Origin of the sequence: Shewanella sp. DC2-4 (assembly GCF_013248875.1) — a bacterium.
In the GTDB taxonomy this organism is placed as follows: domain Bacteria; phylum Pseudomonadota; class Gammaproteobacteria; order Enterobacterales; family Shewanellaceae; genus Shewanella; species Shewanella oncorhynchi.
Map to the genome: position 1 here is coordinate 2,561,994 of NZ_JABRVR010000002.1, position 13,587 is coordinate 2,575,580.

Annotated in this window: 14 protein-coding genes and 1 other RNA gene; 7 read left to right on the plus strand and 8 right to left on the minus strand. The window is 46.3% G+C overall.

All coding sequences use genetic code 11. The features are described from left to right. The first annotated feature begins 2 nt into the window (after window positions 1–2). The 6 genes from dinG to HQQ92_RS12095 are packed head-to-tail and all read left to right on the plus strand — an operon-like array spanning window position 3 to window position 5,478. A complete protein-coding gene (dinG, locus tag HQQ92_RS12070) occupies window positions 3–2,075 on the plus strand; it encodes an ATP-dependent DNA helicase DinG (protein WP_173245594.1) in 2,073 nt (690 codons plus the stop codon). Between the two features lie 9 nt (window positions 2,076–2,084). Further along, window positions 2,085–2,858: a TSUP family transporter gene (locus HQQ92_RS12075; protein WP_131524310.1), complete on the plus strand. Its 774-nt coding sequence runs from the start codon at window positions 2,085–2,087 to the stop codon at window positions 2,856–2,858. Beyond that, the gene (locus HQQ92_RS12080; RefSeq protein ID WP_217272626.1) at window positions 2,849–3,517 is read left to right on the plus strand and encodes a primosomal replication protein; all 669 of its coding nucleotides are present in this window, start codon (window positions 2,849–2,851) and stop codon (window positions 3,515–3,517) included. Before HQQ92_RS12075 ends, HQQ92_RS12080 begins: the two co-directional genes overlap by 10 nt. 9 nt (window positions 3,518–3,526) lie before the next feature. Then, window positions 3,527–4,216: a DUF2057 domain-containing protein gene (locus HQQ92_RS12085; protein WP_173245600.1), complete on the plus strand. Its 690-nt coding sequence runs from the start codon at window positions 3,527–3,529 to the stop codon at window positions 4,214–4,216. A gap of 29 nt (window positions 4,217–4,245) precedes the next feature. After that, complete coding sequence (locus HQQ92_RS12090; RefSeq protein WP_173245603.1) at window positions 4,246–5,154, plus strand: histone deacetylase; 909 nt, start codon at window positions 4,246–4,248, stop codon at window positions 5,152–5,154. 33 nt (window positions 5,155–5,187) lie between these two features. After that, entirely contained in the window at window positions 5,188–5,478 is a 291-nt protein-coding gene (locus HQQ92_RS12095; RefSeq protein ID WP_028760452.1) for a late competence development ComFB family protein, read from the plus strand. A 218-nt stretch (window positions 5,479–5,696) separates the two neighbouring features. On the opposite strand, the gene ffs is transcribed toward HQQ92_RS12095, so the two are convergent. The 8 genes from ffs to pspA all read right to left on the minus strand — a co-directional run bounded on the left by ffs (window position 5,697) and on the right by pspA (window position 12,284). Then, an RNA gene (gene ffs / locus HQQ92_RS12100) (signal recognition particle sRNA small type) lies at window positions 5,697–5,794 on the minus strand. Window positions 5,795–6,053: 259 nt separating this feature from the next. Then, window positions 6,054–6,416 (minus strand): ComEA family DNA-binding protein, encoded by a 363-nt coding sequence (locus HQQ92_RS12105; protein ID WP_113938844.1) that lies wholly within the window; start codon window positions 6,414–6,416, stop codon window positions 6,054–6,056. 226 nt (window positions 6,417–6,642) lie between these two features. Beyond that, window positions 6,643–7,836 (minus strand): methionine gamma-lyase, encoded by a 1,194-nt coding sequence (gene megL / locus HQQ92_RS12110; protein ID WP_173245606.1) that lies wholly within the window; start codon window positions 7,834–7,836, stop codon window positions 6,643–6,645. 343 nt (window positions 7,837–8,179) lie between these two features. Continuing rightward, complete coding sequence (locus HQQ92_RS12115; protein ID WP_173245609.1) at window positions 8,180–9,400, minus strand: TIGR01620 family protein; 1,221 nt, start codon at window positions 9,398–9,400, stop codon at window positions 8,180–8,182. Beyond that, complete coding sequence (locus HQQ92_RS12120) at window positions 9,397–10,857, minus strand: YcjX family protein (protein WP_173245612.1); 1,461 nt, start codon at window positions 10,855–10,857, stop codon at window positions 9,397–9,399. The genes HQQ92_RS12115 and HQQ92_RS12120 overlap by 4 nt, the downstream gene beginning before the upstream one ends. A gap of 113 nt (window positions 10,858–10,970) precedes the next feature. Continuing rightward, window positions 10,971–11,357 (minus strand): envelope stress response membrane protein PspC, encoded by a 387-nt coding sequence (pspC, locus tag HQQ92_RS12125; RefSeq protein ID WP_028760457.1) that lies wholly within the window; start codon window positions 11,355–11,357, stop codon window positions 10,971–10,973. After that, a complete protein-coding gene (gene pspB, locus HQQ92_RS12130) occupies window positions 11,344–11,583 on the minus strand; it encodes an envelope stress response membrane protein PspB (RefSeq protein ID WP_006081138.1) in 240 nt (79 codons plus the stop codon). The genes pspC and pspB overlap by 14 nt, the downstream gene beginning before the upstream one ends. Before the next feature lie 17 nt (window positions 11,584–11,600). Further along, window positions 11,601–12,284, minus strand: coding sequence for a phage shock protein PspA (gene pspA / locus HQQ92_RS12135; protein ID WP_006081137.1), 684 nt, complete (start codon window positions 12,282–12,284; stop codon window positions 11,601–11,603). A gap of 177 nt (window positions 12,285–12,461) precedes the next feature. Here pspA and pspF point away from each other — a divergent pair, with 177 nt between their 5' ends. Next, window positions 12,462–13,553 carry a phage shock protein operon transcriptional activator gene (gene pspF, locus HQQ92_RS12140; protein ID WP_173245615.1) on the plus strand — a complete coding sequence of 364 codons (1,092 nt, stop codon included), beginning with the start codon at window positions 12,462–12,464 and terminating at the stop codon, window positions 13,551–13,553. The last annotated feature ends 34 nt before the right edge of the window (window positions 13,554–13,587 follow it).

Below are 13,587 nucleotides of genomic sequence, written 5' to 3' on the forward strand. Positions count from 1 at the left end.
GCATGTTACCTGACAATGTAAAAACCCAGATCCGCGCCATCTATAAGGATATCGCTACCGCCTTGCCTAATTTTAGGCCGCGCCGCGAACAAAACTATATGGTGGCGGAAATCTCTAAGACCCTCGCCGGCGACTATGACAAAGATAGACGCATCATAGTGGTCGAAGCAGGGACTGGGATCGGTAAATCATTGTCTTATATTCTCGGTACCATCCCACTGGCACTAGCGAGCAAGAAAAAAGTCTGTATCGCCACCGCGACCGTCGCCCTGCAAGAACAATTACTGCATAAAGACTTGCCCTTCTTCCTTGAGCAATCCGGCTTAAATTTCCGCTTTGGCCTAGTCAAAGGTCGACAACGTTATGTGTGTCTATCGAAACTGGCGATGCTCATCGGTGACGACAACAGTACACAAATGGCCATGTGGCAAACTAAACCTGACAATAGCCAAGTGGCTATGATGCATGGCCTGTTAAAAGACTATAACGAAGGTCGCTGGAACGGCGAAATCGACACCTTAGCCGTGCCGCTGCCCGATCACCTGTGGCAACAAATCGCCTGCGACAAACACAGCTGTCATCGTCAAGTCGCCAGCCACAGAAATTGTCCGTTTCATAAAGCCCGTGAAGATGTCGATACCTGGGATGTACTCATCGCCAACCACAGCTTGTTATTCGCCGATTTAGAGCTAGGTGGCGGCGTGATTTTGCCCGATCCAGAAGACGTGTTTTATGTTATCGATGAGGCACATCACTTACCCATTGTGGCGCGGGATTTCTCCAGTGCTCAGGCCACGCTGAGGGGCGCATGCGACTGGCTCGAAAAAATTGGCAAAACCTGCGCTAAGTTGCAAAACCAAATAAAGAGCAACAACATTATTGCTCCTGCGCAGGCGATGCAGGATCACTTAGGCGATCTTATCGCCCAGCTCAATCAAGTGGCCCACTATTGCGATACCCAGACCAAACACTTTGCCAATCCTGAAAACCGTCTGCGTTTTGAGCACGGCAAACTACCAGAGTCATTACTCATTCTCGCCGAAAACCTTGCAGTGACCTCTAATCTTGCCCTCAAGCAGTTTAATAAAATGCTGTCACTGCTGGCAGAGGCGATTAAAGATGGCGACATTCCTAAACATCAATCCGAAGCGCTATTGGCCGAAACCGGATTTATGCTGCAAAGGCTCGAAAACCTGCAGAAACTATGGAGGATGATGGCCAAGGAAGATAAACATAAAGGTGCCCCTATGGCGCGCTGGGTTGAACTTATCACAGGTAAACAAGTGGATTATCTATTTAGCGCTTCACCTATCGAAGTCGGCTTTATGCTGGAATCCATGCTGTGGCAAAAGGCCGCAGGCGTAGTCTTATGTAGCGCCACGCTGCGCGCACTCAATAACTTCGACCATTTCGTACATCAGGTGGGGTTATCACTCAACGATGGCAGTCGTTATTTAGCCTTACAATCGCCCTTCGATTACCCCAATAATGCGACACTTTATTTACCCAAAATGCGCACTGAGCCGACGGATGATGCCTATACAGCTGAACTTGCCGAACAAATCATCACCCTTATTGAAGGCGAAATGGCAACCTTAGTGCTATTCGCCTCCTACTGGCAGATGGAAAAAGTGGTTGAATTACTTGAAGGTAAACTCACCACTGAGCTACTTATCCAAGGCAATGCGCCACGGCAACAATTGTTAGAAAATCATAAAGCTAAATGCGATAAAGGCGAACCAAGCATCTTGTTTGGCACCGGCAGTTTTTCTGAAGGTCTCGACTTGCCCGGCGATTATCTGACTAACTTGATCGTCACTAAACTGCCCTTTGCCGTACCAACCTCGCCCGTTGAGCAAGCGCATGCAGAATATGTCAAAGTCAAAGGCGGTAATCCCTTCTTACAACTGACGATCCCAGATGCTTCACGTAAGCTTATTCAAAGTTGTGGTAGATTACTGCGTAAAGAGCAAGATTATGGCCGAGTGACCATTTTAGATAGGCGGTTAGTCACTAAACGCTATGGCAAGTCCTTACTGGATGCCTTACCGCCCTTTAGACGTGTTATAGAGTAGGATTAAAATTTGGAGTTGTTACTCGAGCCCAGTCATTGGGCCCTGTTGGCAGTCATAGGTCTTATCGCTGGATTCATTGATGCCGTCGTGGGTGGCGGTGGCCTATTGTCGATCCCCGCACTGTTAACCTTAGGCATTGCGCCGCATACCGTATTAGGCACCAATAAGTTAGCCGCAAGCTTTGGCTCTTTTATGGCGGCTTGGACCTATTATCGCAAACATCTCTTTAAACCCTCGTTTTGGTACATGGCTTTTATCGCCACCTTTATCGGCGCGGTATTGGGCAGTTTTTTAGTCTATTTAGTCGATACCCAATGGCTCGAAAAAGTCCTGCCGCTGCTGATCATTGGCATCGCCATTTACAGTTTAGTCAGTCCCAATGCGATGTCAGACGTTAACTGCCAAGTACCAACCAGCAAGCCGCCAGCCAAGCAACAATGGCTACAGGGACTGGCTTTAGGCACTTATGATGGTTTTGCAGGCCCAGGCATTGGCGCATTTTGGACCGTCACATCTGGCTCTTTGTATAAACTGCCTTTACTGCACAGTTGTGGCCTTGCCCGTGCGATGACTTTTACCAGCAACTTGACCGCACTGACTATCTTTGGCTGGCTTGGACAGGTACAGTGGCAAATAGGTCTGTGGATGGGATTGTGCATGATGTTAGGCTCATTTATCGGCGCCCGCTGTGCGATTAAATTTGGTATGCCCTTTATCCGTCCACTGTTTATTTTGATCGTGCTAATGATTGCAGCGAATTTGGCATGGAGCGCATGGTTGTGAACACCCAACAATTAATGGTGATGCTGAAGAATCAGCTTAAAGCCTTAGAACAAGAAGTGCTGCAACACGATAATCGACTCGCGCCGCCGCAGCGTAAACTTCTGCAAGAAACGGAGCGTTTTAATCACTCGCTGTTTGTCCAACACGGCGCCCAACTCGGCCCCTGTATTGAACAAATTCGTAGCAGTATTATGCAGCTCGAAAAACAAATTAAGCTTAAACTCGCCCCCCAGACCATTGCCCTGAGCTGTGAGCGGATCCAAGATAGATTTACCGCAGTCAAACGAGCCTTGCTGACCACTTCTATCGACATTAAGTCTAAAACTCAGCAGCGTGCCAGTAGCCGTGCCCGTTTTGCACAACGCCAGAATCAGTCTCACCAAGCCAGTGGTTTCGATTGGATCGCCAATAACGTGATGCAAAATAGTCATGAGATCTACGAAGAATTGAACAAACATCTGAATTGGGCGAAAAGATTTGAACAAAAAATTGAAGAAATGGAATCAAAACTTGAAAACTGTCATAGTGCTGACAAAATAAAATTGCAAAATGACATCCTTTTGATGCATCGTCGTCTAGGAAAATGCAGGCAAGCTATTAGTTATATAGAAGATCGCATTCAAATATTCGAACGCCCGTATCAGAGTAATAACCGTTAAGGAGTAACAATGAAATCACTTTTGCCAATTAGCAGCCTGCTAGTATTACTCGGATCTGCCTCAGCCTTCGCTGCAGATCTGAACATTCCTATGTCATTTGAGTACCTTGCTCTTGATGGTAAAAAAGTCGAGTCGAGCGTATTCAACCATAAAAGCAGCTTAGAATTGGCCCCCGGCACTCACAAAATCGCCATTCGTTATCATGAAATGGTAGAGGATGATTTTAGTGACAGCCAAACCTTTGTTAAGTCAGCACCTTTCATCGTTACTTTAGATGTTGATGGCGACCATCAATATTACCTGCAAGCGGCCGAAGGTGAAGTCGTTAAAAAGCCTAAAGTTTACGCGCAAAACCCACAAGTCAAATTAACCCGTAGTGACAAAGGCAACGTCAATTACCAAGTGGTGAATACCAATTTAGAAGAAGAAAGCTTCGTCTCTCGCCTTTTCAGTGGTAATCAAGCCGTTGACGTATCCGGTACTGCCGCAGCAGCAACCGGTGCCGCTGGAGCAGTAGTAGCTGTTGCACCAGCACCCGTGACAACATCGGCGACCGTTAACGCAACATCACTCACCGCCCCCGTAGACACCTCTAAAGCAGCAGGAGCCAACCCACAACAAATGTTGCAATACTGGTGGCTACAAGCGGATGAAAAAACCCGTAAAGAATTTATGAGCTGGGCAATTTCACAGCTATAACAACTTGCGATAACGAGGTTTAGTCAATATTGACTCTGATCCCACTGGTTTATCACGCCAGCTATTCCAAGCTGGCGCTTCCTCCCCATCACAGATTTCCCACCACTAAATACGCACATTTACGGCAGTACTTACTCGATAACCACATTGCCACGACTGCACAATTCCACACGCCAACGGCCATGACTGCAGAAGATGTAATGCAAGTGCATCAACGCGAATATGTAGAGCAATTTATCGCGGGTACCTTGCCAACAGCGGCGCTTAGACGGATTGGTTTCCCATGGAGTGAAGCCTTAGTTGAGCGTACCTTGCATTCTGTGGCTGGCACCACACTCACAGCTTCATTAGCCATAAATCAGGGTATTGCCCTGCATCTCACGGGGGGCTACCATCACGCCCATTACGATTTTGGCAGCGGCTATTGTATTTTCAACGACCTTATCCTCGCGGCCAGAAATGCCATCGCGAGCCAGCAAGTACACAAGGTACTGATTTTTGATTGCGATGTGCATCAAGGTGACGGCAGTGCAACCCTCAGCCACCAACATCAAGGGATCATCAGTTGCTCGATTCACTGCAAAGAGAATTTCCCGAGTCGTAAGCAGCATTCCCACCATGATATTGAACTAACTAAAGGAGCGGACGATAGTGCGTATCTTGAAACTGTGGAGCAGACACTCGCCCTCCTTATCCGAATCCATCAACCAGATCTGATTCTTTATGATGCTGGGGCCGATATTCATCAAAATGACGATCTTGGCTTGCTCAATATCAGCCAAGAAGGACTGTTCAGACGGGATTTAACTGTGTTATCAATGGCAAAATCGGAAAATATTCCAATTGCAGCCGTGATAGGCGGCGGCTACAGCAGAGACGCACTACAATTAAGCCAAAGACACAGCCAACTTTTTATTGCGGCAAATCATTTGTGGTAGCAAACTCAATGAAAACCGTCATGGAGCATAACAATGCAACTCGAAATCCGTAATTACTACGAAGTTCTTTTAATGGAAATATTGTCAGATGAAGGACTTATGGACGAACTTCCTGAGGATTATCTCGCCGACTTATGTTGCGTGACCTTAAATCAACTGCCAGTGCGCTACATACGCCACCTCGTCGATACTTACTTCTTTGAAGACTATAACGAGCTACAGGAATTAAAGCGTGAGATCCAAACCGCACTCGAAAAGTCCCGCGCTTTTCTTAAACAAAATCTGCAAAAAAGATTACAGGAAGAAGCTGAAGCCAATCGTTGATTTAGTTAAAGGTTACTGTTGAGAGCATTTTTAGCCGTTGTAGTGGCAAGAACAGAAGCAGGCAATGGATTATCTCATTGTGCAGAAATATTAACGCTATAAATGATTAACAGCAGAAAACGGAAATAGTCTGCAAGCTAAAATATTGAATAACATAAATTGAGTAGATATAGAGAAGTACAACGGAAATAAGCAGAAGGACTGCTGAATTGGAGGTTCCCCTAGAGCCGACACCCCGGCACACGAGTCGCTTGCTGCGGTTGCTCCCTTCCGGGCCTGGCCGAGTTCACAAGTTATCATTGCGGGGGGACCCTAGGGTCACCATAACTTCGAACATTACTTTGAATGACATAGACCAAAGCATTGCTTGAACGCGAAGGATTATCCCCCATGGACCCTATGGGATCAAGCGCTAATCGATAAGATCTCTTAATATCCCACCTAACTGCACAATCTATAAGCAAATGGAGTGATTGAAATAATAAAAGCCTGCAAATGCAGACTTTTATATATGTTTTACTGAATCTCTTATCATAAAAATCAGCAGGCTACAGCGCAATCATCGCCAAAGGTGGTTACAACTTGATCAAATGGCGATTTTGCTCAATTATCTTAGCCCCAACACCAGAGACATTCGCTAAGTCATCTATAGCATTGAACTTACCATTTTTAGTGCGATAGTCGACAATCGCTTGAGCCTTTGCGGCACCAATCCCTTTGAGTACGAGTAACTGCTCGGCTGAAGCGGTATTAATGTTGACTTGAGCGGCATCTGGCATAGCTTTCTTCACATCCGATGCCATTTCACCCGCTTCAGTTTTAGCCTGTACTTTCACGGCGGCCTTGGTTGGGGTTTCTGTTGCGATTGTTGGGCTTGCCAAAAAAGCCGTTAATGCTATGGCACTCATAAAAGCAGGTATACGATTTGTGGTTTTCATAACAATTCCTCTATTCCATGATTTGCGGCCTTTCGTCCTACTTCCGTGGCCTCAAATCAAAAATAGTCTAAGCTGTCCCGAAATACCAAATCGGCGTCATAAATATTCACTATCGCTAAACTTCTGTCTTCGGCTCAATGAGCCTGTGCTTGACTATGATAAAAAGATGCAAAAAGCATCCTTTTATCATTCAAATAGCTAACGGTCTTTAAAATAACAACATTCATTAAGCTAATCGAGCTAGCGCTTGGTTCAAGTCGGCGATGATGTCGTCACAATCCTCTAAACCAATAGAGATCCGCAGCAAATTATCACCAATCCCAGCCGCCGCTCTTGCCTCTGGCGTATAAGGTGAATGCGTCATCGATGCAGGATGTTGAATCAGGGATTCAGCGTCACCTAGACTCACCGCAATTGAGAACAACTTTAGATATCCGACAAAGGCCATAGCTTCTTCTAAATTTGCCGCCAGTTCAAACGCGATAACACCACCAGCACGTTTCATCTGCTGGCCAATGAATTTATGCCCTTGATGAGATTTAAGCCCGGGATAATACACACGTGTAATGCTTGGATGTTCCGCCAAAAACTCTGCCACGCGCTGGGCACTATCGCAATGGCGCTGCAAACGCACATCTAAGGTTTTAAGGCCGCGTAAGATCAGCCAAGCATCATGTGGCGATATCACAGCGCCAATATCCTTTAAAATTTCATACTTCACTTTATGGAGCTGTTCTTCACTGCCACACACTATCCCCGCAATCACATCGCCATGGCCATTCAGATATTTAGTCGCACTGTGGATCACCAAATCAATACCAAAATCCAGCGGCCTCTGCAGTAATGGCGTCATAAAGGTATTATCGACAATACTGACCAACTGATGACGTTTGGCAATATTCGCAATTGACGCTAAATCAAATACCTGCAAATGCGGATTGACAGGGGTTTCACAGAAAATGACCTTAGTATTGGATTTAATCGCCGCTTCTATTTCTGCTTCCGATGAAAAGTCCACTAGGGACACTTCAATACCAAAGCGGGCAAACTGAGTCGTCATTAGCGCATAAGTACAACCGTATACGGCATTCGACGCCACTAAGTGATCGCCCATCTGCAAATTAGCCAGCAATGCGGCGGATACTGCGCCCATACCAGAAGCGGTTGCGGCTGCGGCCTCTGCCCCTTCTAAAATCGCCATTTTACGTTCAAGCTCGGCAGTTGTCGGATTACCTAAACGCGTGTAAATATACCCCAGCTCATTACCCGCAAATCGCTCACCACCTTGCTGTGCAGACTCAAACACAAAAGTCGCACTTTGGTAAAGCGGCGTCACTAAGGCACCAAAGGCCTCTCGCTCATGGCCGCCATGAATAACCTGTGTTGCCGCCTTCCACATCTTGCCTGACTCATCTTGCATACCTAGCTCCTTGTCATTGGCATTGAGCAGTTCCCGTTCTTGATTGATTGTTGGTGTGGAGCGCTCAATGCCCGCATTATGGATAATCTAATAGATAAGTTAATGAAACATTAGCCCTATCGAATAAGCCCTACCATAACGCGGCCAAGCACTTAAGCCAGTAGCATGACGAAAATAGCAGCGCGCCAAGTGTAATTAACTTGTTACATAGCACTTTTACGTCGCACTTAGTCATACTCGGTATCTGCAAAGAAAATCATAAAAAATGCGCCAAGGAACAAGTCCATTAGCGCATCTACTTTCGGCTATTTGAATCGTTTAATCATATGATATTCAATAGCATCTACTCTTTAGACTTCTCTTTAGATGACCGCGATACCCTATCATCAACATCGGCGAACTGGCCTTTTAATGCGTCGCGACCTTCCTTGGTAAACAGCTTGCCTGAAAACTGCTTAAGTTCGATCAACAATTCCTGATGCACTTTAGACAATTTAGGCCTTTGATCTTCTCTAAACACAATCGGCCGACACAGCGCCATGGCTTGATATCCAAGACGCGCCGTTAGCATACCGCCGCCTAAACCTTGGGCCAAGCGAGCAGACAATTTACCTGTCATTTCAACCGATAATAGCTGTGTTCCTAAATCTGTGACTAACTCACTGGTGCCCGCATAAATAATATTGATGATGATACTGCGGATAAGTTTAATTCGGCTCCAGTAACCCAGTTCAATGCCATAACAGCGGGCCACATCGCGCAGCATGCGTTGATTACGCCATAGGATGATTGCCATATCGAGCACGGCTAATGGGCTGGCGGCCAGTAGCACTGCCGACTCGGCAGCATATCTTCGCACCACTTTCTTTGCCAGTTCATCACGTTCAGTCAGCACTAAGTCCTCGAATAACAATACTTTCTCGGCATCATTATGCTCATCTTTTAATGAACGGCGAAGTTGCAGCAAACCTTGGCTGTCTTCATAGTTACAAACAATATTATCGATAAAGCTGTCTGCTTCACCCATTTGCATGCTCTGCGCTAGCCTTGCACCTGTTTCTTGAGTATCGGCAACCTGTTTGAGTCGCTTGAGCTTACGGTATTCACTGACTGCGCCCGCCAATGCCCACGCACTGACCACCCCAAGCACCACACCATAAAAACTGAACAACCAAGGGCTCTCAAGCCAAGCATCCCTCAGTCCTAATCCTGTTTGAACGACTACAAGCAGCAATAAACTCACAGCTGCTAGACGGGCTAGCCAAGACCAACGCCGTGATTTTACAAGTTGAGGCGATACCGATTTAGCATCGATCATTTTTGGATGGGATGACAACGTTTCATCCATCAATTCCTCAATATCAGCAGCCACTTCTTGCACTGGCGTATGCGGATCAAAGGCTTTCGCCCCTTTGAGCTCCTCTTTGCTGGGTTTGAGCTCCACGACTTCTGGGTCAAACAGCTGCTGCTTTTTCAGCGGCTTATGTTCAACTGAGTGTGCAAATGAGTTCGCAGAAGAATTAGAAGCCTGCTCGTTAGCGTTATCCGATAGCTTTAGCGTCATTCCAACTTATCTCCCAGTAAGTACTGCAGCAAATGATCGAGACGAATATGGTCAAAGTGCACTTGAGATGGGTCAACATTGGCATTGCTCGGCGGTGCAAAGCCGACAAAGTTAAACCCTTGTTCACGCCAAAAATCGGGCTCAGGTAAGCGAGTGGGCACTTCGCCAGGAAACAAGGTCAGGGCTTTACCGTTGAGTCCCATCCCCTGCACGACTTCCACCTCGCCCTCTTGGGTCGTTACCATGCCATGGCGAGTCGCTTTAATGGCGCTAATCGCCATAGTCTCCACTTTACAACCATCGAAACTGGCAAAATGCTGACTGTGTTTCAGCATATCGGTCAGCAGGGACAAAACATGGCTCTGCTGATCGCGGGTCACATGGTCAACCTTGCTCGCGGCAAACAATAAACGGTCGATGCGGGGGGCAAATAACCGCCGTAAATAACTCGATTGGCCAAACTGAAAGCTTTCCATAATGGCATTGAGCGCCGTGCCCATATCCTCAAATTGCTTTTTACCGCGATTCAACGCACTAAAACAGTCAACAAGTACTAACTGCCGATCAAAACCGGCAAAGTGGTTTTTATAGAAAGGCTTAACCACTTTAGCCACATATTCTTGATAACGTTTTTCAAGTACATGGAATCCACTGTGTTTATCGCTTTGCGAAAGCTCAGCAAACTTTTCATCATTAACCAATAACAGGGGGAAAAAAGCCAATAAGGGAGCGCCCTGCCATTCACCCGGCAATAACATGCGTCCAGGTTGCGCTTGGTAATAACCTTGCACGTGCACTAAATCATTGAGTAATAGCTGATATTGATCGGCAATCTGCTTTAATTGCTGTTCATCGGTGCTCGCGGCTAAATCCAATGATGTCAAAGATTGCTCAAACTCGGCATACAAGGGAGAGCTTTTAAGATTCTCGATGCGAACTTGTTGAGCACGGCACCAAGTAACGAAGTCTTGGCGCAGCATAGGTAAATCGAGTAACCATTCGCCAGGATAATCGACTATATCCAAATACAAGGTGGCGGTATCAGAAAACTTGGCCAGTAAGCCCTTCTTAGGTTGGTATTTAATAGCCAATCGTAATTCAGAAATAGTACGGGTAGAGGCTGGCCAAGTCGCAGGTTCGGAAGTGAGCGCTAACATGGCGCCTTGATAATCAAAACTAGCGATTTCAAGATCCGGCTGCATGGCACGCTTAACACCGAGTAAACGCTGATCGCGGCTCACCTGCCACAGTGGCAAAGCGCTGTTGTTACGTGCGTGAGGTAACGTTGAGACAGGTCCAGAATTGAGTAACTGATTGACTAACCCCGTGATAAACGCCGTTTTTCCCGCACCAGAAAGCCCCGTCACGGCCAAACGTAAATGCCGGTCCGCGGTGCGATGTAACAGGGATTGGCCCTTTTGGGTTAATTTATGGAGCGAGGCATCAAGCATTCCCATAGAGACTTCCCTTATGTCGAATGATGTTAACTTATGTCAAGTGATGTTGACTATACACTGGAATGGAGCAGAGATTAAGCAACAAGGGCGGACATGGCCGCCCTTTAGAAGGGTTACAAACTATTGATTTGTCTTTTTAAATCAAAGTTGTCAGAGGTGACATGGCGTTCTAAATTTTGTAGCCTAACTTCTAGACTTCGAAATTGACGACTCACGTCGCTTAGCGCTTGCTTTGCGGGTTCTCCCGACTGCCACGGCTTCTTCTTCACCTCGATATCGTCTCTATCGTAATGCTTTTGCGGCTTGATGTCTAAAATCACCCACAAAGCGACATAGATGATAAATACCACACCTGAGCCGCCGAGTAAGAAGATAGACACAGTCAGCACTCGCACTAACCAAGTTTCAATCGCAAAGTACTCGGCAATCCCTGCACATACACCCGCTATTTTGCCTGACTGGGGAATGCGGTACAAAGTACGGCCATTAGATCCTCTCATGTTTCCCCCTCCATTCGGGCGATTCTGTATCCAGAATGGCCTCTAAGGTCTCGATACGCGCCGCCATTTTATCGGCCTTGGATATCAAATCATTGAGTTGTGAAAACTCTTCCTCAGTGAGTCCCTGGCTCACTTGTCGCTTACTGCGATAATGAAGAACTAACCATATTGGCGCGACTATCACCATGAAAATAATAATCGGCGCCATTAGCACGTCCATATCCATAACTCACCTCTGAATTGTTATTCTTTTGACTTAGTTGGCGCTTTACCTTTTACCTTGGCTTTGAGCGCTGCCAGTTCTGCATTCACAGAATCTTCCGCTTCTAGCGCAGCAAACTCATCGGCTAAGGTCTTCTTGCTGCCAAGATCGTAAGATTCAACTTGGGCTTCTAAGCCTTCGACACGGCGCTCATATTGCTCAAACTTAAGCATAGCATTGTCGATCTTGCTTGAATCTAGCTGCTTTTTCACTTCTAAGCGTGATGACGCTGTTTGAGTGCGCAAAATAATGGTCTTTTGACGCGCTTTTGCATCGAGCAGCTTTTCTTGCAACATGCCCACTTCATCTTTCAAGCGTGCGATATGTTCATCGATGACGGCTAACTCTTGATTCAGCGTATCTGCTAAACCGGTCGCTTTTTGTTTTTCAACTAAAGCGGCTTTCGCTAAGTCTTCACGGTCTTTGGACAGTGCCAGTTCAGCCTTATCTTGCCAATCTTGCACTTGCTCTAACACGCGGTTGATACGACGTTGCAGCTCTTTCTTTTCAGCTAACACTTTAGCTGAGGTAGAACGCACTTCAACGAGTGTGTCTTCCATTTCTTGGATAATCAGTCGAACCATTTTTTCTGGGTCTTCGGCTTTATCCAGCAATGCGCTGATATTAGAGTTAATGATATCGGCGAAACGAGAGAAAATTCCCATAATCCTATCCTCAAATTGATGTTGGTCTCGTACAAGGTAATACACTAACCGTGCCAACTTTTATTTTTTATTTAAATACAGCATCTTAAACAAAATATTAACTTTTACTTCCTTTTACGCTTCAAGCCACTTATTATAATTTTCACCAAATTTTAGCGCGAAAGACTAAAAAATATCGTGGATAATAAATTTCAGCAAGACAACCTTATCGGTCAATCCAACGCCCTGCTCGAAGTGTTAGAACATGTGTCGCAAATAGCGCCTCTGTCTAAACCCGTACTGATTATTGGTGAACGTGGTACAGGTAAAGAGCTTATTGCCGAACGCTTACATTATCTGTCTAAGCGCTGGGATCAAAGTTTTATTAAGCTAAACTGTTCATCTTTGAGTGAAAATTTACTCGAGAGTGAATTATTTGGCCATGAGTCAGGAGCCTTTACTGGCGCCAAAGGCAAACACGAAGGCCGCTTTGAGCGCGCCGACGGCGGCACCTTATTTCTCGACGAATTAGCCAACACCTCAGGACTTATCCAAGAAAAGCTCCTGCGCGTCATTGAATATGGCGAATTTGAGCGGGTCGGCGGCAGTAAAACCGTGCAGGCTGATGTTCGTTTAATCTGCGCCGCCAACGAAGATTTACCATCACTTGCTGACGCAGGCGAATTTCGTGCCGACTTGCTCGATAGACTCGCCTTCGATGTAATTACTCTGCCACCACTGCGTTGCCGCCCAGAAGACATAATGACGCTGGCGGAATATTTCGCCGTTGGCATGGCGCGCCAATTAAAACTGCAGCTGTTCAGCGGTTTCAGCGCCCATGCGGTCGAGCAATTAATGACCCACGACTGGCCGGGTAATATCCGTGAACTTAAAAACGTAGTCGAGCGCAGCGTTTACCGTAATGGTGGTGAAAATAGACCCATCGGTCATATTACCCTCGATCCCTTTGCTTCACCGTATCGGCCCCAAACGCGGATCAAGACTCGCGAACGCCAAATCACCTCAGTCGCGCCAACAACTGTTGCCAGTACGTCACAATCTGCGCCGACATTTGAGGCTGAAGTGCAAGTCAATACTGAGTATTCAACGAATTGCTTTAATTTTCCGCTGGATTTTAAAGAGCAAACTGAGAAGTACGAAATGGATCTGATCCAGCAGGCACTCTCAAACAGCCAATATAACCAAAAGAAAACCGCCGACATGCTCGGATTAAGCTACCACCAACTGCGTGGCATCCTTAAAAAGTACAATTTACTTGATAAAGCATAAGCAGATTGCTCACGGGGGAGATGCACTGCTAAAA